21 protein-coding genes are annotated in these 25,864 nt (G+C 43.8%); 8 read left to right on the top strand and 13 right to left on the bottom strand.

What is annotated here, in order from left to right; translation table 11 throughout:
- Positions 1-121 precede the first annotated feature (121 nt).
- The 3 genes from efpL to MSP8886_RS20420 form a co-directional block, all read right to left on the bottom strand.
- Positions 122-694: an elongation factor P-like protein EfpL gene (gene efpL, locus MSP8886_RS20430; RefSeq protein ID WP_067020467.1), complete on the bottom strand. Its 573-nt coding sequence runs from the start codon at positions 692-694 to the stop codon at positions 122-124.
- Between the two features lie 132 nt (positions 695-826).
- Positions 827-1,180, bottom strand: a complete 354-nt coding sequence (locus tag MSP8886_RS20425; protein ID WP_067020464.1) for a nucleotide pyrophosphohydrolase — start codon at positions 1,178-1,180, stop codon at positions 827-829.
- Position 1,181: 1 nt separating this feature from the next.
- Positions 1,182-2,336, bottom strand: a complete 1,155-nt coding sequence (locus tag MSP8886_RS20420) for a M14 family metallopeptidase (RefSeq protein ID WP_067020461.1) — start codon at positions 2,334-2,336, stop codon at positions 1,182-1,184.
- 36 nt (positions 2,337-2,372) lie between these two features.
- Here MSP8886_RS20420 and MSP8886_RS20415 point away from each other — a divergent pair, with 36 nt between their 5' ends.
- Together MSP8886_RS20415 and MSP8886_RS20410 are read left to right on the top strand one after the other, a co-directional pair.
- Positions 2,373-2,891 carry a hypothetical protein gene (locus tag MSP8886_RS20415; protein ID WP_067020458.1) on the top strand — a complete coding sequence of 173 codons (519 nt, stop codon included), beginning with the start codon at positions 2,373-2,375 and terminating at the stop codon, positions 2,889-2,891.
- 142 nt (positions 2,892-3,033) lie between these two features.
- Positions 3,034-3,519: a putative 4-hydroxy-4-methyl-2-oxoglutarate aldolase gene (locus tag MSP8886_RS20410; protein ID WP_067020455.1), complete on the top strand. Its 486-nt coding sequence runs from the start codon at positions 3,034-3,036 to the stop codon at positions 3,517-3,519.
- A 25-nt stretch (positions 3,520-3,544) separates the two neighbouring features.
- On the opposite strand, the gene MSP8886_RS20405 is transcribed toward MSP8886_RS20410, so the two are convergent.
- From MSP8886_RS20405 to MSP8886_RS20390, 4 genes are all read right to left on the bottom strand, one after another.
- A complete protein-coding gene (locus MSP8886_RS20405) occupies positions 3,545-4,156 on the bottom strand; it encodes a MarC family protein (RefSeq protein ID WP_067020452.1) in 612 nt (203 codons plus the stop codon).
- A 106-nt stretch (positions 4,157-4,262) separates the two neighbouring features.
- Positions 4,263-4,742, bottom strand: a complete 480-nt coding sequence (locus MSP8886_RS20400) for a GNAT family N-acetyltransferase (protein ID WP_067020449.1) — start codon at positions 4,740-4,742, stop codon at positions 4,263-4,265.
- 40 nt (positions 4,743-4,782) lie between these two features.
- Complete coding sequence (locus MSP8886_RS20395; RefSeq protein WP_067020446.1) at positions 4,783-7,452, bottom strand: DEAD/DEAH box helicase family protein; 2,670 nt, start codon at positions 7,450-7,452, stop codon at positions 4,783-4,785.
- A gap of 155 nt (positions 7,453-7,607) precedes the next feature.
- Positions 7,608-8,219 (bottom strand): 3'-5' exonuclease, encoded by a 612-nt coding sequence (locus tag MSP8886_RS20390; protein WP_067020443.1) that lies wholly within the window; start codon positions 8,217-8,219, stop codon positions 7,608-7,610.
- 410 nt (positions 8,220-8,629) lie between these two features.
- Here MSP8886_RS20390 and MSP8886_RS20385 point away from each other — a divergent pair, with 410 nt between their 5' ends.
- The gene (locus MSP8886_RS20385; RefSeq protein ID WP_067020440.1) at positions 8,630-9,547 is read left to right on the top strand and encodes a ParB/Srx family N-terminal domain-containing protein; all 918 of its coding nucleotides are present in this window, start codon (positions 8,630-8,632) and stop codon (positions 9,545-9,547) included.
- 179 nt (positions 9,548-9,726) lie between these two features.
- Here the strand turns inward: MSP8886_RS20385 and MSP8886_RS20380 are convergent, their stop codons facing one another.
- Together MSP8886_RS20380 and MSP8886_RS20375 are read right to left on the bottom strand one after the other, a co-directional pair.
- Entirely contained in the window at positions 9,727-10,176 is a 450-nt protein-coding gene (locus MSP8886_RS20380) for a GyrI-like domain-containing protein (protein WP_067020437.1), read from the bottom strand.
- A gap of 104 nt (positions 10,177-10,280) precedes the next feature.
- Positions 10,281-11,024: a class I SAM-dependent methyltransferase gene (locus MSP8886_RS20375; protein WP_067020434.1), complete on the bottom strand. Its 744-nt coding sequence runs from the start codon at positions 11,022-11,024 to the stop codon at positions 10,281-10,283.
- Between the two features lie 125 nt (positions 11,025-11,149).
- Here MSP8886_RS20375 and MSP8886_RS20370 point away from each other — a divergent pair, with 125 nt between their 5' ends.
- A complete protein-coding gene (locus tag MSP8886_RS20370; protein ID WP_245659161.1) occupies positions 11,150-12,076 on the top strand; it encodes a lipase family protein in 927 nt (308 codons plus the stop codon).
- Between the two features lie 48 nt (positions 12,077-12,124).
- Here MSP8886_RS20370 and MSP8886_RS20365 read toward each other — a convergent pair whose 3' ends face one another.
- Genes MSP8886_RS20365 through MSP8886_RS20350 form a run of 4 tightly spaced genes read right to left on the bottom strand, consistent with a single transcriptional unit; the run spans position 12,125 to position 19,257 of the window.
- The gene (locus MSP8886_RS20365) at positions 12,125-14,905 is read right to left on the bottom strand and encodes a hsp70 family protein (protein WP_067020431.1); all 2,781 of its coding nucleotides are present in this window, start codon (positions 14,903-14,905) and stop codon (positions 12,125-12,127) included.
- Positions 14,906-14,907: 2 nt separating this feature from the next.
- On the bottom strand, positions 14,908-16,677 hold the full coding sequence (locus MSP8886_RS20360) for an Hsp70 family protein (RefSeq protein ID WP_067020428.1): 1,770 nt from the start codon (positions 16,675-16,677) through the stop codon (positions 14,908-14,910).
- A 3-nt stretch (positions 16,678-16,680) separates the two neighbouring features.
- Positions 16,681-17,289, bottom strand: a complete 609-nt coding sequence (locus MSP8886_RS20355; RefSeq protein ID WP_067020425.1) for a DUF2760 domain-containing protein — start codon at positions 17,287-17,289, stop codon at positions 16,681-16,683.
- A gap of 21 nt (positions 17,290-17,310) precedes the next feature.
- Positions 17,311-19,257 (bottom strand): ATP-binding cassette domain-containing protein, encoded by a 1,947-nt coding sequence (locus tag MSP8886_RS20350; RefSeq protein ID WP_067020422.1) that lies wholly within the window; start codon positions 19,255-19,257, stop codon positions 17,311-17,313.
- Between the two features lie 290 nt (positions 19,258-19,547).
- On the opposite strand from MSP8886_RS20350, the gene MSP8886_RS20345 reads away from it, so the two are divergent.
- The 4 genes from MSP8886_RS20345 to MSP8886_RS20330 all read left to right on the top strand — a co-directional run bounded on the left by MSP8886_RS20345 (position 19,548) and on the right by MSP8886_RS20330 (position 25,606).
- Complete coding sequence (locus MSP8886_RS20345; RefSeq protein WP_067020419.1) at positions 19,548-20,702, top strand: efflux RND transporter periplasmic adaptor subunit; 1,155 nt, start codon at positions 19,548-19,550, stop codon at positions 20,700-20,702.
- Between the two features lie 44 nt (positions 20,703-20,746).
- A complete protein-coding gene (locus MSP8886_RS20340) occupies positions 20,747-23,857 on the top strand; it encodes an efflux RND transporter permease subunit (RefSeq protein ID WP_067020416.1) in 3,111 nt (1,036 codons plus the stop codon).
- 165 nt (positions 23,858-24,022) lie between these two features.
- Entirely contained in the window at positions 24,023-24,790 is a 768-nt protein-coding gene (locus MSP8886_RS20335; protein ID WP_067020414.1) for a motility protein A, read from the top strand.
- A gap of 3 nt (positions 24,791-24,793) precedes the next feature.
- Positions 24,794-25,606: an OmpA/MotB family protein gene (locus MSP8886_RS20330; protein WP_067020410.1), complete on the top strand. Its 813-nt coding sequence runs from the start codon at positions 24,794-24,796 to the stop codon at positions 25,604-25,606.
- Positions 25,607-25,864 lie beyond the last annotated feature (258 nt).

Here is a 25,864-nt window from a genome sequence, read left to right as displayed (position 1 = left end):
TTTTGGTACACTTTATCTCAACAGCAACACTAGCACACTAAAATAAGCAAGAAAAAAAAGAATGGTTTTAAAAGGTAAAAAGCAGCCCGTAAGCTGCCTTTATATAATATTGCTTTAGCGCTTATTTTTCAGCGCGGCCAGCAAACTTGCGTTCTTCTACGTTAACTTTGATTCTGTCACCAGTAGAAATATGCTCGGGCACCTGAATGATAGCGCCTGTCGATAGTTTCGCTGGCTTATTACGAGAGGTAGCTGAAGCCCCTTTAATAGAAGGGTCGGTTTCAATCACTTCTAATTCTACGTTAGTGGGTAACTCCAAAGCCACTGGCGCTTCGTTAACAAGAATAACTTGGATCCCCTCAGTCGAGTCATTGATAAACAGCAACTCGTTTTCAATCGCCTCTTTGTTTAGGCTATAAGGCGTATAATCCTCATTGTCCATAAAGACGTACTCGTCGCCATCAGCATAAGAAAACATCACAGGACGACGAATCAGATCCGCTAGATTCAGGATTTCGGAATCTTTAAACGTCTCGTCTAATTTACGATCTGTCACCACATCGTACATACGCATCCGGTATAAGCTACCACCAGCACGACCTTGAGGGACAGAACGTTCAATATCACGAACAATCCAAGTTTTACCGTCGTATTCGATGGCCATATTCTTTTTAATTTCACTAGCCTTAGGCATTTTTTCTCGTCCTAAAATGAGGTTTTATACAATTAAATAAATGAGCTTTTCCGCTATGATGCTAATCGACTTCACAAATAAGCGCTATAGCTCAAGCAGAGACTTTTCGTAAAAGGTCATGATAATACACCTCTAATATTCGGTGTACTTCTTGGCACTGCCTTTGACCCTATCCACTGGATAACGATTTTCATTTTTAAGCATTTTTGCTTGCGCTTCGGCGAATAAATCTATATTCAATTTATCCGCCAAACGCACTGTGAACAGCAGCACATCCGCCAATTCTTCCTTGACCGCCTGCGACTGCTGATCATTTAGCTGATAACTGGCCTCCTCTGTCAACCAACGAAAGCAATCCAGCAACTCTCCCGTTTCACCAGCCAGTGCCATGGATAAATTTTTTGGCGAGTGGAATTGATCCCACTCGCGCTCTTTTGCAAACTCTCGCATAGCTATTTTCAGCCGTTCCAACGAATCAACTGCCATATTATTTATCTGCTTTCATATGTTTACTATTAATCACCTGATAAATCGGATACAACACATCCGCACCTAAAATTTTCGCACGCTCAGGTGACCACCCCACACGCTCATCCGGTAAATTCTGGTTATCTTTAAACGGCATTTCCAAAGTAAACGACAAACAATGATAGGTATCGCCAACCCATTTAGTCGCCACCGTCAGGTTTGCTTCACCAAATTGATCTGGCGTGTAACCAACTTCAGTTTGAAAATCAGGGCTCACTGCTAGAAAGACCTCTTTGAATAAGGTTTCCATAGCCTCCATGCGCTCATCAAATGATGGCACACCTTGGCAACCATCAACGAAGTTGACTGGCAATGCTTCATCACCATGAATGTCTAAAAACAGATCCACACCGGTTTCGGCCATTTTGCTCTGCACCGCTAAGACTTCAGGACTGAACTCCTTTGTTGGATTTTTCCATTCACGGTTCAAATTCACGCCCTTGGAGTTCACTCGCAAATTACCGTGTACCGCCCCATCCGGATTCATATTAGGAACCACGTAGAAACGACATTGCTTCAGCAATGCACGAGCAATAGGATGAGACTCATCAAACAAACGCTCTAGCAAACCTTCGATAAACCATTCCGCCATCGTCTCACCAGGATGCTGACGCGCAATAATCCAAATATTTTTCGCCAAGCCTTGGGTTTTACTAATCTCCAGCATGGTAATATCACGGCCCTCTGCAGTTTCTCCTAAGTGATCCGTTATACAGTCCTCATGACTCGCTGCCCAAGCGATCATATCCAAATGACGCTCGTAGCTGTACGGCGCAAAATACGCGTAATAAATGCTGTCTTGCTCTGGCTGGTGAGAAATCACCAATTTCCCATCGATGTATTCCGTTGGAACACGGAACCAGTCCTCACGGTCGTAGGAAGCCACAGCTTGATAATCTACCCAGCCATCTGGGTAAGCTGCCTCTTTGGCATTTTCAAATTGAATAACACACTGTTCCCCCATTCCACCTTGCAAGCGAAAATAAAACCATTGAAGGAATTTAGAGTTTGTATCATTGGGGATTTTTACTCTAATATTGTCCGGCTCCGAGGCATTAACAACGGAGATGTTACCGCCATCAAACGCACTACTGATCTTGATTCGGCTGGTCATTCGCTTTTCCTTACAATCAAACATTGGTTCTACATTATGGCAAGTTTACCTATATTCATGACATCTGTCGCCAACTCATCTGACAACCCAGCGTTTCCTCTGCTATTTACTTGGTCAACACCTGAGGCGCAAATCAAAGAGGTCTTGGTTATCCCAGACGATGAGTGGCTTGAAGATCACGTCATTGAGCCAAATACGCTGGATATAGACGAAACCCAGCTTTATGAATTTGGCTTCGAAGCCAGTGATATTCTGGCAGAATGGACAAATGAATTCGATACAGATGTCATCTATGCCCTGCATCCGGAAGAGACAAGTCTGCTCATTGAAGCCACCTACGATACAAAAAACCTGGACCCCAGTTTTGAAGTTCACAGTATCCACAGTTGGTTTGCCGAACGCGACATTAATTTAGATGACGCACTGATTGATAGTGGACAGTCAACGCCACTCCATCTTTTGCCACCCGATGAGATCATCGCTCTGCTACTGCAAATAGCCGTAGAGCACGGACTCATCCATTCATCAGACATTCCTGAAACGTTTGAAGAGTGAACAACAAAACACAAGGTCAAACAGTAAAGATTCTTTACAATAGTTATTAAAACAGAATATTGAACATAATAAGCAAAAATTGGTTTTCACGGGCATAGCTCTCTAAAGTCAACACTGAACCTAACTTTGGAATAGTAAGCCCGTGAAAGATATTCTCCCTGACTTATGTGACCTTTACCCTGAACACTTACAAATTGCCGATCCGATTTTTTCATCGTATGGACAAAAGACAGTCTTTCATGGCGAAGTTGTCACCGTCTCCTGCTTTGAAGACAACAGCCGTGTCCGAGAATTGGTCAACACCAATGGCAAAGGGAAAGTCATGGTGGTTGATGGAGGGGGCAGCATTCGACGAGCCCTACTGGGGGATATGCTCGCAGAAAAGGCAGCGTCAAATGGCTGGGAAGGTATCGTCATTTATGGTGCTATTCGCGATGTTGCCGCACAATCACAAGTAAATTTAGGGGTTCATGCCTTAAAAGCCTACCCCATGCCAACAGAAAAACGCGGCTTAGGAGAGATTGGCAAAACACTGCGCTTTGCAGGCATCGTTATCCAACCTGGCGACCATATTTATTGTGATCTAAATGGCATTGCCGTGGCTAAACAACCACTGGCCTTGCCATAGCAGACCTTTCCCGTTTCACTCCGCTTTATAATACAGCTAAGGTGTGTGTGAACAAACTGCGCACACCATTCACCACCATCTGCACAGACATCATCAACAGCAACATCCCCATCAAGCGCTCAAGAGCCGCCAAGCCTTTTTCTTTTAAAAGACGGTTTAATAGTGGTGCACAAAACAGAATTGCCACCGAAACACCCCAAGCACAAAAAACGGAAATCAGCAAATCACTGTGATCATTAGGGTAACTTTTTACCATCACCAATAACGTCGCCAAGGTAGAAGGGCCTGCCAACATGGGAATAGAAATAGGGACAATAAAAGGCTCCATCAAAGCAGATTTTTCCTTTGGGGTCGAGGAAGGAAAAATCATCTTGAGCGCTATCACAAACAGCACCACACCACCCGCGATAGAAATAGACTCCGTTTCCAAGTGCAGCAATTGCATAAACTGCGCACCAAAGTATAAAAAGCCCACCAGAATCACCAAGCCAATCACACCATCCCGCACAATAATGCGGTACTGACGTGATTGCGGCACACCTTTCATCACTGATAATAAAATTGGAATATTACCGAACGGGTCAATAACAAACAGAAATAAAAGAAATGTTGATAAAATAGAAAACTCAGTACTCATTAAACTCTCAAACTATCTTTCTGGAAGGATCTTAAAGCCGTGTAGTTTAGCGTATTACGACAAGCGGCGATAGACGGACAGTATAGAGCCAGCGAGAATATGATCCTTAAAAAAGTGTTTTTCTCAACGACCTTTCCATCTGATAATTGGTCAACACCTGACCACGCAGTTCAACAGCCTGCTTACTCTCGACAGAAAAACCAAAGCGCTCAAAAAAAGGCTTTGCTGTAATACTGACATGTGAGTATAGACGGGGAATTTTTCGCTCATCCGCAAGGGAAAAAATATAATTCATCAAGGCCCTACCCACCCCTCTTCCTTGGTACGCATGATGACAAAAGAAGTGATCAATCAAGCCATCAGGCTGTAAATCCGCATACCCAACAATCACACCCTCCAATTCAGCAACAAAAGGCTGAATAGAGGCCATCTTGTTTTCCCACACAGTCATATCAAAGGATTCCGGCGCCCAGGCTGTCACTTGGGCCAGAGAATAATCTTTAATATTAATCATTCGTACTGTACTGAAAAACAAATACCAAAGAGCTTTGGCATACTTCGGTTGATATAAGCGGATTTGAGTCATGACACAAACACCATAAATTTACATTGTATAGTAGGCAGCATTATTGCCATCGATCTTGTCTTTTCACTTCATCTTTGAAAGTCGATGAAAAAGCCTTCATTTTTGCCCTCAAAAGCCTCCTTCGCCCTTCTTCTGTGCGCGTATAAATGAGCTCGGATAATCCTACATTTTTTTGCCACGCTTTATAAAATAATTGAGCAAGGTCTTTCTTAGCAGCAAACCTCATAGGGACAGCATGATAATCGTCTCGTAGGGAGCCTAAAAACCTGCCCTCTCGAAGTATTAAATATCTTGGATTGTCAATCGGAGCCAGTATTTCCGCCAAACAATCCGCAAATACAGAAGATTCATAAAAACTACAGCCGGACAATGCAATATAAAAAGAACCATCTTCAAGCTTGGTAACATTCGTCACCATCCGTCGAATAGAGGTTTCTATAAAACCAGCTTGGCATAGCGACTCAGCGAGAGCTTTACCAATTCGTTTTAGGGCGCCATCTACGGGCAGAAAAAAACACGCTATTTTAATCATAGAGATGGTTTGGGGCAGTTTATAGATCAACGCTCCTATAATCCCAACCAACATCAACACCCATAATAAAGAAGGATTATTTAGCGATAAATAAAAACTCCCAGTCATAATACCGCTCAATATGACAAGCATCTGTACCAATAAATAAGAGAAGGAATGCTTTAATACAAAACCACGCAAATTAGGTATTTTATTTGTTTTGACCGACGGTATCACACGTGCAGTACCGTCTATGGTAAGTGCTTTCTTCCAACGTTCTGCAATCAGCTCTCGTTTCCGATAGCGCCGTACCATCTGTTTGTTATTGCGAGAAATAGGGGCTGTTTTATTGAACATATTATCTGACTTCAAACCTGTAGCGTTCATGCGATCAAAGCCACTTTCTATGGCCAGTTCTTTTTCTGAAAGGCCAACAAAAGTTTGAAAGCGTGATACCAAATTAAAAACATCACTCCAGCCAGCATCATACTCAGTGTTAATTGCCACTAAATGCCAAATACTGCTTACTTTATCCTTGTGCTTTGAATTAACTCTAATAGCACGACCACGCATTTGATTTGTTAACATGAAAGAACCAACTGAACTCGCCAATATAAGCGAGTTCACTGCGGGTGCATCCCACCCTTCTCCTAATAGTGATCGCGTACCCACAAGCACTTTTATATCACCGTTCATCAAGAGTTCAGTAAATGCTGAAGTAAGCTGATTCAGAGGCGCAACTACCTTTTGATACTGCCCATTGTTGCCCATAGATTCCGTTTTAACATGGTGACTTTTAATATGACGAAGCAACAATGACAATTTCTTAGTAGGAATAATACTCGTCCTACCAGTAAGCAATCCTATTTGATCAGGAATCGCAGAAGACGATGTAATACTTTTGAAGACAGGCCATGCACCTAAATTAACTTCCCCCGTATCTAACCCAGATGAAAGAGCCTCATCGCGAATATAATCCGTTAAGACAACTTGCCTAAGCCGTTCGCCTCTATGCTTATATTCCAGTTGATGAATCGTACTACAAGCTAATACCTTAGAAGCGCTTAAAGAAAGCGACCTATCTATACGCCTTGACCTTTCTAGGGATAGCTCACGTTTATGGAGTAGTTCACTCGCCTTTAGCTGCTTTTTTAAATGATCTAGGGCCTGTTTTTGTACATCTGTATGTTGTGTCGTTTTTGAAAACAAAATGCTTTCCAGCAATACCTGCCACCAATGGCGGCCTAACTCTGGAATGTCTTCGGCTTTCATGTCCAAAAGTGCCATCAGGCTATCCTTCATAGGAAGCGACTTAGCCTTTATATAAGTGAGTAGTGCAATGGCAACGTGCGGTTCTTTAATAATTTCCGCTTCTATCTTTTCTGACTGTAACCAAGGGTGCGATAAAACGATGCCTTCGAACTCAGTGCTGTGAAATAGCGTATCGCAAAGGGTCGATACTCTATGATCGTATTCTTTTATTTGATCTTTTTCGCTGATCGTCGCATCACATGCCCATATAAAATCTTGATGAGCGCACAAGGTTCCCGCTTTCACCAACTCTGGAATTGAAATTTCTTCGTCAATGGGGCCACATAACTGCTCGTATCGGTTCCATTCAGATCCTTGTGCATCGTAAGGTGGCGTGGCGGTTAGCGACACTAAAATAACATTAGGAAAGTACTCGCAAACCTTTTCTAGTGCTCGCCACCATTCCGATCTAAGATGATGGGCTTCATCAAGGATAATCATCTGAATATTTTGCGATTCAATAACCTTTATAAACCGATTTACCTCATCATCTTTTAACCCATCATCGTCTTCAAGGTTCACATCCTCTTCTTCATTAACACTAAGTTCTTCAGCGAATTTAGCATGCAGCGCTTGATAGGTTATGGAGGTTAATATTTGGGGATTTTGTATCGAGTTACTTACCCAATCCAGTTGGTAACAATCTAGCGGAGAACCATCTTCATTTTGCACAAAGTCTTTGATCCGTTCGATCCATTGGTCTCTAATCACCCTAGTAGGTGAAAGTACCAAGGTTGGCTTCCCTAGCGTTCTAAACACTTCTAGTCCTAACGTGGTTTTACCCGCCCCAGGTGCAGCCACAATATGAAGACGCCGATCATCTAAATGATCCTTAATCACATTGAGAACACGCTCCTGATAAGGGCGCCAAGGATGCTTAAATTTCATAGATTCGAACGGTTTCACTGTATTCCTTTACGATTTTTTGATTTCAAGTAAAAATTTGATATAGATTTAATTGACTATAAGCCTATTTATTGTCACTCACTTTGCATTATTTAGGTAAGGTAAAGTGAGTAAAATTAAGAGCACAGTATCATCATCTAAATGAATGCCATGCCCTTCGAAAGCTGTGATTTACAACGCAGCGCCCTTTCAACACATATAGCAGAGTGCGCATCGTTAGCAGCGTATAGAACCTGATTATCTTTTAGGGGGTGAGCGCCCCAGTTGGATTGTTGAGCACCTTTTCCAAGACGTTGTTTCAACACCATGGCAACAGCAGCACGCGCACCAATACTGCTTTTTTCTCCAGCTAGATGCTTTAGCGTCACTGATAAATCTTGGGTGTTAACTATGTCTATATTGAGCTTTTTCCGTTGCTCTTTATTGTCGTCCTTAATACCGAAGCCAACTTTCATAATCTTTGGATTTGTTAATATTTCCCTAGCCGCAGAAATAGCGAAAGGAAATCTAGTAGGAAACAAAAAAGCTTTAGACTCAGTAGAAAGTTGTATAAGCGATGGACCTAGACTCACTTCCCCTTTACGAAAAATCGGTTTGCTTTCTGTATCAAATCCAAGGCAGGTTTGATCTTGTAGAGCTTGCAACGATTCCATTGCATCATCTTCACTTTCAACCACCTTGATGTCACAAAGATCAAGGCCAACATACAAGGGCAATTCAATGATCTGTTCCTTAGTGGGGCGTTCCATTCTCTGTCTCTTTCATTGTTTAACGCTTAGTTATAAGCACACTATACTTCTTGAAGTTCTTTCGATACATCATGTATTTCTGCTTTTAACTCTATTTTCAGTAATGCTGCTGAAAAGCCAATAGAAGACAAACAGTCTTTTGAATTAATCGCAGCGGTTTATCGTAAACAGAAATAGCTAAGCATTCCCCCGAGTGAACGAGATGATCTTTATTTCTACCGACGTTTTCATTGCACATTTGCTTCCAGTATCAATTAGCTAGACTTTAACAAAAATACGATAAAATCCATCCCACTTTGTTGCTTTTATCACAAAAATGCCATACAAGTTTTGTAGAATACGATTTTTAAACCAAGCACACCTAACCAACTATTTCTACTTACTTTTTCACTGCTCTCCGAGGATCTTTAATGAATGCTAAAGCACTTTTTACGCCTATATTGGCACTTTTATTAGTCGCGTCTAGCTTTGCCAATGGGGCAGCACTACACGCAGGAAATGTGACTAAGGTATCGCTGGATCAGATACATCCTACTCAGCCAGCCATCGGTTACGACCAAGTCTACTATAAGCTAGGTCGTTTTAAGAAAGCCCCTAAAAAGCTATTTGATGAAATTTGTGAAGTAAATGGACAAAAAGGCTTGGCGCACTTTGATAAAGCATCAAAACCGAACGACCCGACAAGTTTTACTTGTGAAGATAAGGTTGGCGCCCACCCAAAAGACATGAAAACCATTGTCATTGCGCCGAATAATCAATATTACCTCACAGATGGGCACCATACCTTTAATGCTTTTTGGCAAATGCAAGGTGGGGGTGCACATTTTAAAGTGAACGTACTAGTCGCTAAAGATTACCGCAACCTCGCCAATATGCAGCAATTCTGGCGCGCTATGCGAAAAGATGGCAATACTTGGCTAGAAAATAGCAGTGGCCAACCCATTACCTATCAACAGCTACCAACATCCCTCGGTATGAAACACTTTGAAAATGATAAGTATCGTTCCATGATGTACTTTTCAAGAGGTATCGCTTGGAAAAAGCCACAGCACCCCATTCCGTTTCTTGAATTCTATTGGGCTAAAGAACTTCGCAGCGACGTTGATCTAAATAAATACAATCTGAAAACAGAAAAAGGTTACCGCCAAGCCATTATGGCGATCAGCCACGCTATTTTAGATATTAAAAGCAGCAATGTGGGGGGATCCGGTCAATCCACTAAAGCCATGGGCCAGTTGGCTAGCTTTGATAAAAAAGCCTTTAAGAAATTATTCAAAGCCAAAAAAGGAAAAATAGCTTATATGCTGGCATACAAAAATAGCTTATAGCTCGTCGCCGCATCACTATCGCCATTTGGAAAATGTACGAGGGCTTGTTGTTCTACCGCAGCGTCAATAAGCTTTTAACCAAGCTTCATATCTCTACTGTGTCCATTTAAGCAAACCTAGTGCGAGCTCTAACATGATTACTGGTGGTTGTGATTTGTATCCACAACCACCAGTAATCACTATTTAATGGCAATATAAATATCGACTTTCTTGTCACTGGTATAGTGTTCAAAATCCACGGTGTAAGAGCGGTGGTGTGGGCAATCAGAGTCAGAAAAGTACTGCCAAATTTCCTCCCAAGCATCGATCACCGCTTGTGGCATCTCTCCCTCTTTGGAAAAACGCAGGTAATCGCCGCTAGGAAGCGTCACGCCTTCTAGGGGTGTAGAAGTTCGAACTGTCTCTTTTTCTGTTCCGACCAATATGGAGAAATCTCCCGTATAGTCTGACTCGTAATTGTAATATACGCCGTATAGACTGTCTCCATTGGTGTAGTTAACTTTGATTTGCTGAGCAAAGGATTGATGCAAACCACCAATTTTGGTGGTTTCTGGCTGTGTTTCATTGGCATTGTTAGTGCGTTCACTTAACCCTAAGAGTCGCTTCTCTTCAAAATATACCTGTTCCATACTGCTTACTCCCTAGGCAAATAAATGATGGTAGCTTTTCATTATCATGCGTTTTTCAATAATATAAAAGACTTATCATACGCAAGATAGCACTCACGCTCACATTACAAATCATGACCGTCAAAGCGATAAATTTCATAGGTATATTTGTAACTAAAATGTGGATTAAGTCCAAACGGTGTAATCTGCTCCATTAATTCTCTTTCAATCTCTTCATAGGCTTTCCCTGCTTTGACTTGCACTTCAACATTGGATTGAGTCGTGAGGTATTTTATTAACGCCTCAACACTCATATGAATAGGCAACGTCCCTTTACCATCAGCAAGCTTAGTAATGCCCTGTTCATATTGAATATTGGCAACTTGGCTGTTCCTATGGGGAGTTGGATAATGCTTGAAATAGTAGTTAATCAACCACCAATTAAACGCCTCGCAGGATTCACTACCACCAAAGGAAAAATTATAAATGAGCCAGACCGCTCCGTTTTGTGAAGCCGCCTTATAGGCTTCTACTGCCTCCTCTAGGTCAAACCAGTGAAATGCCATACAAGTAGAAATCAAATCGAATTTGCCCAATTCAAAAGCGTGCTGATAAGACATCAACGCGGTTGAGATAGATTTCCCGTTAGCGTATTTTAACATCGCCTCAGAGATATCGATTCCGATCACCTCATCACATAGGGCCATTAACGGTAATGTCGAGTCTCCCGTCCCACAGGCAACATCCAGTCCTCTGGAAAAACCATCATTACAACCTGCCTCTTCAAGCCATGTTTTAATCACATCGTGCACCTTTGGCCGATATTCATTGTATCGAGCCGCCGATTCCTCTAGAGAAAAAAACGCCATAAACACTCCTCGCCATAGAGAATAGGCAAAGTTATGTGGAAGTCATGTGTTACACTGATTTAACTTATTCACGTTATCAAATAATGTCTATGGAAAGTGTCTATTTCGTGAAAAGTGTCTACAAGATGACAATTTCATCTTGTACTCTGGCACCACCAACTGTGACCTTTATGCTGAGAATTATGATAAAAACACTATTAATGGTTCTTTCTCTCGTCTTACTCACCCCGTTTCAATTGGCTTTTGGCGCCCAAAACTTCGCACAGATAAAGACACAAGCCACCTTATCAGCGGATACCTACCTAACGCCATCAGGGCTAAAAAGGTCTTTGCAAAAGCAAGGACAGACACTGATACATGAGGCCACCCTTCCAAGCTCTCAAGTGAGTTATTTTTTAAGTCAGAAAAAGGGTATTCAGACCATTGCGATTAGAGGAACAGACAATCTAGAAAATGCTATGTTGGATTTAGACCTTGAATTAAAGCTCGACCCGACTCTAGGCATCAAACTACACCAAGGCTTTGACTCAGCTGCAAAAGCCGTCTATGACAATATCAAACCTTACTTAGTGAAAAACCAGCCAATTCATATTACTGGGCACAGTTTAGGTGGCGCTATCGCCGTCGTGCTCGCAATGTACTTGGAAAAAGGTCATTACCCTATTGGACAGATCATTACCTTCGGTCAACCCAAAGTCACTAACGTCGCAGGCACAACTAAATTTTCCGATTTGCCGTTAATACGCGTCGTTACCTTTGATGATATTGTTCCGCTGGTCCCACCTATTAGCCCAATGCAGATTAAAGACTTGGATATTTATTGGCATATGGGGAAAGAGATCATCTTGGAAGGTAATAAAACATACGCCGAAACTAGCGGACTAAAAAGCATGCTCAGAGCCACCAAATTCACCTCGTCCATTCCTAACGAAAAGAATCTTCAAGCTCATATGATGGTGACTTATCTAAAACTGATTGATGGACTGCAAACAGACCCTATTGAAGTGCCTTATAAAGCCGATATTAAGCTGTTTGGGATTTCCATAGATTGAAAAAAGCATCCCCCTCTTTGCAGTTAAAGAGCAAAGAGGGTACGCATGTCATAAACGAAGCCCTATGGGCAAACTTTCACCGACTAACGCATTCAGCTCATCACTGTTAATTTCATGGCGACTTTCTAGGCGTTCTAGCCATTGAACTGGACATTTGTCTTTTTTCAATTTATTGGCGACTTTCTTGCGATAACCAGTTAACTCCTTAGATTCACTAAGGCTCATTTGACTCATCAGTACCGCTGCAAGACCCGCTTGTTTGCGTTTTTTCCAATCTTCTTTGAGGACTATGTCCAATATTGGGAGGAGTTTCTTCTCTTCAATACGCTGTTCTTGCTGACCTGATAACAAATGGCGCGAAGCAATGCGTCCTACTGTCCACCATGCAGTGTCTGGCTCAGAGGATTTTTTTAAACGCTTGAGCAACCAATCAATCGCAGTCTGTTTGTCATCCATCGCTAGGTTTTCTAACGCGCCCATAAGGCGAATCAAGTCGTCGCTGGACTTGGTCGTTAGTGCTTTCATTTTATCCCGAGAGCGTTGCCCTGATGGTGAGTAATACTGACTAAACTGTTTAAACAAATGCGTTTGCTGCTCGGTAGATAAACCGCCTGCAATGCGACGGTAAAGCGTCCAATATTGCCCCCACACTGGTGCGGTATCAAATTGTGTGCCCGCTTTTGTGATATTGACCACTTGCTGAACACGAGCTAAATCCTCAGCGGCACCATAACCTGGACGTAAGCAGTAACCAACAAGCTGTAACCACTGGCGCTCATGTTGGGCACTTTTGAGTCGACCAGATTTTAAGCTAAGTAATTTGTCGGCCAGACGACGAGACGTGGCTAGGTTCCAATCATCTCGATTACCTAGTAACTGTTCCAAATCTTGTTTAAGCGATTTGACTAAATCGGGCTGTTGCTTTTGACCTACGCTTGAAAAGCATTTGGCCAGATGCTCTTCTGCTTGCCCCATATTAGCATGCAGCAAACCACTTTCATCGACTTGTCCTGAATCATCATGTCCAGACGTACCTTGTGAAGAGCCTTGTGAAGGGCGAGATTGCGTGGAAAAATCCAAACGCCACTGATCACGCTGATTATTCGCCTTCAGCAATACTTGTAATACCCCTACTTCTGTCATCTGAACCGCTAAAGTCACAGCACATTCTTCTGACTCCGTTGAACCATCAAGCTCAGTTGTTAATGTAGAAATATAATGTAGCCCATCTTCACTACGCACCACCCCAACTAAACACTCAACATGATCATCCGAGCGATATAAAGGAAACTGTACTTGCTGACCCAAGGTAACAAAAAAGGCTTGGCCTAAAGTAATAGTTTCACCCTTAAGTGTTCCTTTAGGCAAAATCCCCACAAATTGATCGTCGCCCACTTTCAAATACAGGCTGTGTGCCACGCCACTTTCAATACGCGTACTTTCTCCCGACAAAGCGTTTAAGTACATGGCGGCCCCTTTAGCAACCGCATTATTGGGCTCGTCGGCAGTACACACCAAAATTGGCTCAGCACACCAAGAATTCAACTGCTCCACTAGGCGATCTTTTAAAACTGGGCTATTAAATAATCCCCCGTTAAACAACACGGCATCCGGCATAGCCGACCCCGTCACCGCCTCAATCGCCACTTTGTGTTGCTGTAAAAAAGCCGCTAGATGACGTGTAAAAGCAGGGTCTGATTCATAAGGCAAGCCCAAGGTATGCATAGCGTAATCGTTTTTGTGCACCTTATCATTGGCACTGACTAAGGGAAAAAAACCCTGACTGACTTGCTCTAATAGCGCCCCTCTTGAGACATTAAACTTTTGTGACCCGCCTATTAATCGACTACCGCCCCCCAAAACAGAGATGTTTAAGGACTCTGGCGCGTTCGGTCCTAGAAATGTTTCTTTCGCCTGACGGGTCTGCTGAACCAAAGCCGCCAGTCGTGTTGCTGATAAAGCGGAAATTTGCTTAGGATCGAGCTGAAATGCCAGTGCTTGATCTAAATTATCGCCCCCCAGTAACAAATGCTCGCCCACGGCAATACGCTTTAGGGAAATCGCAGCATTCTGCTCGCTTTCCACATTCGCTGTGTTTTCCACAGAGCGAATCGCCACTAAACTAAAATCGCTGGTCCCCCCACCAATATCGACCACTAAGAGCATTTTCTTATCGGACAGGGCAGCGAGACGATTATCATCACTGATGTAGTGGTAACAAGCGGCTTGAGGCTCTTCAAGCAGATAGAGGTTATCCAAGCCAGCCAGTTTAGCAGCTTCTAACGTTAAGGCTCTCGCCTCTTCGTCAAAAGAAGCAGGGAGTGTTAAGGCAATGGATTGCGAAGCTAAAGGCGCCGTAGGGAAGCGATGATCCCAACTTTGTTTAATGTGTTGTAAAAGGGTTTGGCTTGCCTCTAATGGACTGACTTTTTTCGCGAACTCACTTGCCCAAGGGAGGATTGGCGAACGACGATCGACCTGGCGATGGCTCAACCAGCTCTTCGCACTTTGCACCAGTTGCCCTGCCCGACGCTGTCCAAGGGCTAATGCCCCCATCCCCACAATCCGTTCTTTATCATGATGACGCCAAGGCAATACAGGGTCCAGTTTGCCTATTTCATCTGACGCCAATAAATAAATGGCACTCGGCAAATGGGTAAACTCTTGCACCGACCCATCCGCCATTACTTGAGGAATGGGTAACAGTTGTGGCGTAGGCAATGCTGACGAGGCATTCATAGAAGAAGCCTCTGTCGAGGCTGGAATATAAGAGACAACACAATTGGTTGTCCCTAAATCAATCCCTACGCGAAACGTCGGTTGTGCCATGTTTACGCCTCCCTAACTTGAAACTCAATGGTCCAACTTAGGTCAGATTGCGTATCGTGTGCTTGCAATAATAGTAGGCCCAACTCCGTCACTCGTGCGGTCAAATAAACACGCACCATGTCCCCTTCATGATAATGCCCTGCATCTAAACGAATCGACAAAGGATTTAACTCATTTAACTGACCAAGAGAGAATGAAGAAACAACGTTACCTACTTCATCTACATCACTGCTTTGCGACTGGAAGAAGCGGAATGTCACGCTTTCCCCCACCACCAGAGAAAATTCATTCGGCAGCATCTGCTCTTCTGAGCCTTCCTCCAAACCAAAAGGGGCCACACAAATCGCGTCGACTGGCGGTGCCATACCTGGAATAGCTGGCATAGGGCTTGCCACACCAATATAGTAATTCGCCGCCAAACCACTTTTTACTTTAACACCACCTTGCGCTTGAACTTGGGCATAGTAAGTTGCGCCCTTAGCAACGGCGTGGTCTAAGTGTGAAGGCGTCAGCATGGTAAATTTACTGTCCCCCAACATATAAGCCAAACGCGCCTCCAGTGTTGAGCGAATTACACTGGCATTAAATACACCGCCGTTTAGCAATATTTTGCTCGGCGTTACATCGTGTTGAGATAAAAACTCACTAATATGACGGGTGATCGCTGGATCACCTTCGTACTCTAAATTGATGGTGCTAAAACCGCTACGGGCATTTTTTTGAGCTTGCTCACTTAGCGTGGCTTGCGGGAAAAAACCGTCAATTAATAATTGCTGTACATCGTTTTGCGTCAATGTCGCTTTGATACTGTTGTTAAACAGACTACGACCTCGGCTTGGCACCACCACGCTCGCATCTTGTAAATCCGGATTCGACAGCAAACGCTCTTTCGCCTCACGACAAGCTTGCGTCAAACCACTAATTTGCCAAGGCTCAAGGTTCGTACCATTTTGCGCAAGTTGTGCCGCCATATGATAGGTTAAGGTTAGATCCATATTATCGCCGCCAAGCAAAATATGTCGACCAACCGCCACACGCTCTAAGCCCAACGCTCCTTCTTGATCGACGGCTTTGATGAGCGATAAATCCGTCGTGCCGCCCCCCACATCGACCACAAGGATGTGCTCGTTGACGTCCAGACTGTCGGTCCAGTTTTGCTGATCACTTAACCAAGCATAAAAGGCAGCTAATGGCTCTTCAATCAAACGGGCTCGCAAACCGATTTTAGCGGCCGCTTGCTCGGTAATGGTTCGAGCCGCTGGATCAAACGAGGCCGGCACAGTAATCACCACGGTTTGTTCCGCGATAGGCGCATTGGGAAATTGATGCTCCCAAGCACTCACTAAATGAGATAATAAGGTTTCTGTCACTTGTGCAGGTGAGACTTTTTGCACTTCTGGTAAGGCGTCAACAGGCAAGACAGCTTCATCGGCATTCACCCTAGCATGACATAACCAGCTTTTTGCACTTTGAACCAGTCGACCAGCCGACTTGGCCCCCAGTTCGCGGGCCAATTGTCCAACCACTGATGACGTACTTCCCCAAGGCAATTGTAAATCGCTGTCTAAAAACTCACTTTGATGGGGGAAATACACAAAAGATGGCAGCAAAGGTCGAGCATCAACTTGACCCGCAGCGATAAACTGCGGAATCAATAACTGCTGAATAGCCGCTGGCATGGAATGAGTGTCTGATGACGCCTGAGCAGACTGTGAATAATAGACAGCCGAATGCGTGGTACCCAAATCGATACCAATAAAATATTGATTCATTGTTTATACCTCGATTTCGGCTGGCGCTAATATGGTTAAATTGTCAGTATCACTGACTTTGGGTAAGCGCGTTTCAGTGATTTTCCAGCCTGGGTGGATCAAGGTGCCGTTATAAGGCCCTTTGCCTTCCACTCGCCCTTCCAGCTTAATTTGCTTCGCATCGTAATCCGCAGGCACTTCTACTCGGCTATTTTCGACAGCGCTGTTCACTACGTCGAGAGACACCACATCAATAGTGAAATGCTGTTTTAATACTTTTGCGCAACCCGCATGAATTTGCCGAGACGCCGCACCGACATCGGCATCACTGTACTCATCTATGCTTTCTTGTAGAAAATCGATAAAACGCGCTTCCTGCTGAAGCAATTGCAATAATTGATGAGCACCGTCTTCATTGACGGTATCAAGCGTTGGCGACGCCACTTCGACTTCCCGAATGATCTCTACTTCTTTGGTAATCACTTTGGGCTCAGCTTCAAATGCAAGTAACTCACCTTGCCCTACATGCTGACAGCGAGCAGCATAATCACCACTGCCCATGTATTTGAAGAATTGGCCAAAGGCACCAAAAAAGCGCGATATAAAAGAAACTGGTTGAATTTTTTGTGTCATAAATTACCCATTCTGCGCGGTTTATCCATTCTGCATAGTTTCAAGCTCTAGCCAACGTTCCATCATGGTTTCAAGCTCTTGTTCTTTGTCTGCCATCTTTGCCAAGGTTTGCTCAATGTTTTGCGCATCACTTGTATAAAAATCAGGAGAACTTGTCGTGGCCTGTAATGCCGCAATCTCCTCTTCTAACTTAGCAATGGTCTCTGGCATTGCATCAAATTCACGCTGCAGTTTATAACTCAGCTTTGTTTTTGGTTTAGGAGTGGAGGCTGCTGCTTTAGAAGTCGCTTGCTGGGTGGCTTCTGCAACTTTTTTCGCTTCGGCCTTTGCTTGCTCTTTTTTAGTTGGTACATCATCCGTTTGCGACGTGGATTCTGCGGGGAACTTACCACCTTGACGGATCCAGTCTTGATAACCACCAACATACTCTTTCACATTACCTTCGCCTTCAAAGGCAATCACACTCGTCACCACGTTATCTAGAAATGAACGATCGTGACTCACAAGCAGTAAAGTGCCATCGTAATTCATTAACAGTTCTTCCAGAAGCTCTAGGGTTTCGACGTCTAGATCGTTGGTCGGCTCATCCATGATCAGCAAGTTAGCAGGCTTCGTGAAGAGTTTCGCCAACAATACACGGTTTCGCTCACCACCTGATAATGCCTTAACTGGGGTACGTGCCCGCTCAGGAGGAAACAGAAAATCCCCAAGATAACCAATCACATGTTTGCTCTGGCCGTTAATTTCGATGGTATCTTTGCCTTCGCCAACGTTTTCTGCCACCGTTTGCTCAGGGTCAAGTTGCTCACGCAGCTGATCAAAATAAGCAACGTTCAGTTTGGTCCCCTGACGAACGGTGCCGGATTTTGGTTTCAAATCCCCCAGCAGGATTTTCAAAAACGTACTTTTACCACAGCCGTTTGGTCCAATCAGACCAATACGGTCGCCACGGTTTACAATAAAATCCATGGGATTGAGAATCACTTTATCCTCAAATGCATGACCTACTTGTGTGAATTCCGCCACCAGTTTGCCCGATTTATCTTTCGTTTCAATCGCCATTTTAGCATTACCTTGACGATTAATACGTTCGGAACGCTCTTGTCGCAAGGCTTTCAAGGCACGTACACGCCCCTCGTTACGCGTTCGACGGGCTTTTATTCCTTGGCGTATCCAGACCTCCTCTTCAGCCAAACGCTTATCAAACAGAGCATTGGCACGCTCTTCTTCTTCGAGCAATTTTTCTTTGAAAACAAGAAACTCATGAATGTTTCCGGTGAAAGAAATCAAATTACCGCGATCCAGCTCCACGATACGATTGGCCAGCTTCTCTAGAAAACGACGGTCGTGGGTAATAAATAAGATCAAGCCACGGAATTGTTGGAGTTGTTGCTCCATCCATTCGATGGTTGGTACGTCCAAATGGTTGGTTGGCTCATCAAGTAGCAGAATATCGGGATTCGAAATTAACGCCTGTGCCAAAATAACGCGACGACGCCAACCACCAGATAACTCCGACATGAGTTTTTCAGCAGGCAATCTTAAACGCTGAACCATATGGTTCACACGCTGCTCTAAATCCCACCCTTGAATTTTATCTAGCTCTGCCTGGATCTCACCAAGCTCATGGGAGTGATCGTTTTCAAAATCCTCTAGCAAGGAAAAGTAACGTTTCATCAAATGATGGGCTTGACCTGCCCCTTCACTGACGACTTCACGAACGGTTTTTTCATTGGCATCTGGCAGTTCTTGAGGAAGCTGAGCGATTTTCATACCACCCTCAATACGAACCACGCCTTCATCTGGTATTTGTTCACCCGCAACCACTTTTAGAAAAGTGGATTTACCCGCACCATTACGACCAATGATGGCAACACGCTCACCTGCTTCAGCAGAAAAGCTGATTTTCGACAGCAACGGATTATGTCCGAATGCAACACTAACCTGTTCTAACGACAATAGACTCATATCTATCCATATAAATAGTGTAAATTTTTTGTGGCGCTATAGTAGCACCCTTCCTAATGAAGGTTTAGTGAATACAGGGCTTCAAAAGGCAAAAATCCTATTTAGATGAACGATTTTTATGCTGAGTCTGTTTTTTTATAACAATCTAACTTCCTTACACCTTAAGCTTTTTGCAATAATCAAGGCAACAATGTGTTAATGAATTCTTTTTATGCCTATAATCTCACGCGTTCTCTAGATCTGATTCGTTCGTACTGAGAAGCCAATGTCAGCCAAATAAGGAGATATAAATGGCGTTGAAAACTAAGTTAGGGCCGATGACGGCGATACTCATCGTTGTCGTCATTGCTAGCTGGCTATTGATCGGTGGAAAAGGCATTATTACCGCTCAACATGATCGCAAAAAAGCAAATACACTTCCTTCTACAGCCGATTCGACGGCTAAAGCTCATACACAAACGACCTCCTTGACGTCTGTACAGGCCCAACAACTGCATGCCCAAAAAATTGATTTGCACTTGACATTATCAGGCCAAACCATGGCGGGTAAAACCGTCACACTACACAACCAATATGCAGGAAAAGTCACGTCGCTACCGGTTAAAAAAGGCGATCTTGTCAGGGCGGGTGATGTGCTGCTCAAAGTCGATACTCGGACCTTAAAAGCCCAATTAGAAGAAGCTCGCCTCCTAGTCAAACAGCGCCATTTAGAACTGGATGGCATCACAAAATTAAACAAAAGCAACCTTTCTTCTCAGGTCAAATTGGCTGAATCGAAAACCTTATTAGGGACAGCCAAAAGTAACCTTAAGCAACTTGAGGTGCAGTTCGAAAACGCGACAATTACCGCCCCCTTTGATGGTGTAATGAATACGGTAGAGGTGGAAAAAGGGCAACAATTAGCAAAAGATGCGACCATAGGTACTCTGGTCTCGCTCAACCCTCTACACATCGAAGTGGCCATTCCACAAAACAAAATACAGCACATTCATCTCGGGACAAAAGGAAAGGTGAAACTTGACTCTGGCTATACAGCTATGGGCTCAGTCGACTACATCAGCGCTATCGCAAATCAACAAAGTAGAACGATTCCTGTGGAACTCACCATTGCTAACCCAAATCAAACTACTCCCGCAGGCATAACCGCTGATGTCGACTTTATCTTGGATCAACAACATGCTCATGCTTTCTCAGCGGCCTTATTAACACTGGATAAGGCAGGGCATACCGCAGTCAAGACGCTTGATAAAAACAATGTTGTGCAACTCTTACCTGTCACCCCCCTCAAATCAGAACGAGACAAAGTCTGGGTGGAGGGATTACCTGATACGGTAACCATCATTACCGTCGGCCAAGGCTTTGTAAAAGCAGGAGATAAAGTAGCGCCTCATTTTGACAATGAGACTGACAATGCAGCCACACCACAAACCGAACAAGCAAACTAGAATGGCTATACGGTCTACGCATTTAGAAAAAAGGAATTCATACTATGCAAACCTTAATTGATGCCGCTCTCGCACGCTCCCGAACGGTACTATTATTATTTGCCTTGGTGATTGTGTCTGGCATTGTCTCTTATATCAGCATTGCTAAGGAAAGCACTCCCGATATTACCATTCCAATGGCTTATGTATCGGTCTCATTAGAAGGCATTTCTCCTGAGGACGCTGATAGTCTTTTAGTCAAGCCCTTAGAAAAAGAACTAAAAGGTTTAGAAGGCCTCAAGGAAATTCGCTCCACCGCATCCGAAGGACATGCATCGATTATTTTAGAGTTCCAGCAAGGCACAGACATTGATCAAGCGCTAATTGATGCCCAGCAAAAGGTCGATCGTGCCAAGAGTGAACTACCAAGCGATGTAGATGAGCCCACGGTTACTGAAATTAATTTATCCACCTTCCCCGTATTGCGCATCAACTTATACGGCAATGTCGACTTCGCCACATTGAGTAAAATTGCTAATAACTTACAAGATAAAATAGAGGCTAGCCCAGGTGTACTTGAGGCAAAAATCAGTGGTGATAGGGATCAACAAGCACACATTGTTGTGCGCCCAGATAAGCTCAACACCTACAACCTGTCGCTGCCTGATGTGATGAATTTTGTTGATAATAACAACCGACTCGTTGCAGCGGGAAATCTAGACACAGGGGCTGGCCGCTTTCCTCTTAAAGTACCCGGTCTACTCAAAACAAAAGACGATATTTTAAATTTACCAATTAAGGTAAATGGTGATCAGGTAGTACTGTTAGGGGATATTGCCAGCGGAGAACTTGGCTTTGAAGACCCAACAAGCCATGCTCGCGTAGAAGGACGCAATAGTATTACGTTGGCGGTATCTAAGCGGGTCGGAGCCAACATCATAGAGACCATCAATGGGGTCAAAGCCATCACCCAACAAGCCAGTAAACAGTGGCCTACAGGTGTGAAGTATGAGTTTACCCAAGACGAATCCAAACAAATTGAAACCTCTCTCAACGATCTCTTTAATAACGTCTTAATCGCTACATTATTGGTAATGATTGTCATTGTTTGGGCTTTAGGTATTCGCAGCGCCCTTCTAGTTGGCATCGCCATACCCGGAGCCTTTTTAGCGGGTATTTTATTACTCAATATTCAAGGCTACACCATCAACATGGTTGTGCTGTTTTCTTTGATTTTAAGTGTTGGCATGCTAGTAGATGGAGCAATTGTCGTAACCGAATATGCCGATCGAAAACTCGCAGAAGGTGCCACGAAAAAAGAAGCTTATGCTGAAGCCGCTAAGCGCATGGCGTGGCCCATTACCGCTTCCACCGCCACCACATTAGCTGTTTTTCTTCCCTTACTTTTCTGGCCAGGCATTGCCGGAGAGTTTATGCGCTTTATGCCCATTACCGTTATCGCAACTCTCGCCTCTTCCCTTATCATGGCGCTTATTGTCATCCCAACCATAGGCTCTTTAATCGGTAAAAAAGGGGCTTATTCGCCCAAAATGCTCAATACGCTAGCCTTAGCAGAATCGGGTGATCTAAAACAACTTAAGGGATTTGTCGGAACATACAGCCGCGTGCTCAGCAAACTGATTGAGTACCCTATTTGGGTACTGTTTGCTACTATTTTGCTATTGGTCACTATTTTTATCAGCTATGGTAAATTTGGCAAAGGGGTGGAGTTTTTCCCCAATATAGAGCCAGAAGTGGCACAACTGGAAGTCCACGCACGTGGCAACTTATCACTGGCAGAAAAAGACAAACTGGTACAAAAGGTTGAGAAACTCGTACTAGGCAATCCTAATATTACCAGCCTGGTTACCACCTCTTATGCTAGGGTCAATAATAATGATGCACCAGATAGCATTGGCAAACTCACCATGGAATTTATCGACTGGTATAAACGTGAGCCTGCCAGTGTCATTTTGCAGCGCATTAGAGAGAAGACAAAACACATTCCAGGAATCCAAGTCACCTCTGTGGTGCAACAAAATGGCCCACAGTCCGACACCGATATTCAATTACAGCTCAGTTCTAATTACGGCCAGATACTCAATAAAACCGCCGATGCTGTGATTAAAAAGTTAAAGGCCAGCGATGCCATTATCTCTGTCGATGATGACCGTTCACTGCCTGGCATCGAATGGCGTTTTGACATAGATAGAGCTAAGGCAGCTCGTTATGGTGTCGACGTCAATACACTGGGCAGTGTCATCAAGCTAGTCACTAATGGTATTAAGCTAAGTGACTTCTTACCGGAAGGCGCCGACGACAAAATTGACATTGTCCTACGTTACCCGATTAACAATCGCAGTTTAGAGCAACTGGATCATTTACAGATTCCATCCGATCAAGGGCCCATTCCTGCCAGCAACTTTATTCATCGCTACGCCTCTCAAAAACAAGGGGTAATCAACCGTACTGATGGTAAAAAGACAGTGAAAATTAGCGCTGATGTAAAAGATGGATTAGTCGTTGATCAAGTGATTAAGCAAATCAAAAAAGAGCTCGATAACTCTCATTTGCCTAAGGCTGTCAGCTATCAATTTCGTGGTAATAGTGAAGACCAGCAAGAGGCGCAAAGCTTTTTGCTGAAAGCCTTTGGCGTCGCTTTCTTCATTATGGCCATTATACTTGTGACACAGTTCAATAACTTCTTTCAATGTGTATTGATTTTAAGCGCGGTTATTTTCTCTACCATGGGCGTGCTAGTCGGCTTAATGGTAAAAGGAGATCCTTTTGGCATCGTCATGAGCGGTGTCGGTGTGATTGCACTGGCGGGGGTCGTTGTTAATAATAATATTGTCTTGATCGACACCTTTAATGTGTTGCGAAGTCAGGGGTTGTCGGTAAAAGAGTCGGCTGTTAGAACCGGTGTCCAGCGCCTTCGTCCAGTCATGCTCACCACTATCACCACGATTCTTGGCTTAGTGCCTATGGTGTTCCAGCTCAATATCGATCTATTGCAGGCCGATATCAGTGTGGGAGCCCCCTCTTCTCAGTGGTGGACTCAACTATCAACAGCCATCGCAGGCGGCCTTACTTTCGCCACACCATTAACTCTTATACTCACTCCCTGCTTATTGGTATTAGGGTATCGCCGCAGGGAAAGGTTAAATCGCCTTTGAACTGGTGGCACAAAAACCGTGAGATCAGGGATGGAAAAAACACAAACAGAGACAAAAGCCAAACAAAATTAAAAACTATCGACAATTCATAACTTGTCATGTCAATAAACCCTCTACATAATGTCAACCTTATTACATTATGTATCGTACTAGGCTTATTAATTTATGGATTTTACGTCTTTTGTAGGAATTATCTCCGGTCTCGCGTTAATCGTTTCTGCGATTCTTTACGGTAGTAGCGATATCAGCATTTTTGTCAACGTTCCGGGCATTATGATTGTCATTGGCGGCACCATCGCCGCCACACTGTTTACATTTCAATTCAAAGACACAATGGCCGCTTTTCGTGCAGCCGCCATTGTTTTTACCCAGGACAAACAGAATCCACAACAGATGATTGCCACCATGTTACAACTAACCAGAGTGGCTCGTCGTGAAGGTTTAATGGCGTTAAGCCGTGAAAAAGCCGACTCCCCTTTCTTACAAAGAGCGCTCAATATGGCCTCTGATGCCTCCGATGAGGACTATATTCGCCATACCCTACAAGCCGATATTGACTCGTTAAAAATGCGTCATTATGTGGTTCAAGACGTGTTTAAAAAAATGGGCATGTACGCCCCAGCGTTTGGGATGCTTGGGACATTAATTGGTCTGATTCAAATGCTATCCCAACTTAATAACCCTGAAGCCATCGGGCCCGCTATGGCGGTTGCGCTATTAACCACTTTCTATGGTTCTATTTTATCAACGGTTATCTTCCAACCCATTGCAGGCAAACTCAAAGCCAGAACCATTTTAGAAATACAAACCTTGGAGATCATCCGAGATGGCACCATCGCTATGATGGGCAGCAATAACTATCTGGCCGTCTATGAACGCCTCTCCTCTTATGTCCCAGCCCATCAACGTAAACCTGTTGGTCTGAGGGATTAAACGATGGATGATCCTCTTTTCGAAGATGACGACGTGCCAACATGGATATTCACCTTTGCCGATTTAATGTCCCTGCTTTTAGTGTTTTTTATTCTGTTATTTTCGCTTTCCAGAATGACTCAATCAACTCTAGAGTCAACTTTATCCTCTATACAAATTGCCATTTCAAACAAAAATGACATCAAAGGAACAGATAACAAACCATCTCAAGGTGGGAATAAAATCATTACCACCATTCCCCAAAAAAATACTGACATAAAGTCCGGTAAAACCGATTCACAAACAGACGAAGATGCCCCAGATGCAAACCTTCCCAAGATGGAGCGAGATCTAAAAAGACAACTTGATGCCTATAAATTAAATAAAATGGTGTCTGTTTCAGAAAATGGAGACAAACTCATTATACGTGTCGATGGCAAAAGTTTATTTGCCTCAGGTGAGGCCGAGATTGGTTATGATGCCGATTTTATCTTAAACACCTTGCTCTATACCTTTAAGAAGTATCCAAATTATACAATCAACATCCAGGGTCATACGGACAACGTTCCCATTAAAACAGTTCGCTTCCCAAGCAACTGGGAGTTGTCGGCAATTCGTGCAACCACTATTTTACGCTACTTCCTAGACAAAGGCATTTCACCCGAAAGAATGACAGCAACAGGTTATGCTGACAGTATCCCACTTGTGCCAAATGACACAGCAGCGGATCGTGCTAAAAACCGTCGTGCTGAGTTTGTTTTAGAAAGAATGCCCAAGTCAGCCACAAAAGAAAAAACTCAGAAACCTCAGAACACCAAGCCACCCGCATTTCCGTAACTGGGAAATTCAGGTAGATAAACACTTAACAAAGAGGCCTGCTTCAATCTTCGGATGTAAAAAAAGAGAATGCATCAATAAGACAGCATTCTCTTTTCAGGTGACATACTATCAAGGCAATGGCTTTTCAGGTAAGCGTTCATTCTAGGGAGTCATTGACAGCCACTGACTCAGAGCAATGGCGATTTCAACGGCTTGTCTGCGAACAGGTGCTTCCAGCGCCTTGGAGTTAAGTCGGCCACGTCTTTTGCAGGGTGT

This window comes from Marinomonas spartinae, assembly GCF_900089775.1.
In the GTDB taxonomy this organism is placed as follows: domain Bacteria; phylum Pseudomonadota; class Gammaproteobacteria; order Pseudomonadales; family Marinomonadaceae; genus Marinomonas; species Marinomonas spartinae.
This window is presented reverse-complemented; position numbering and strand designations above follow the sequence as displayed.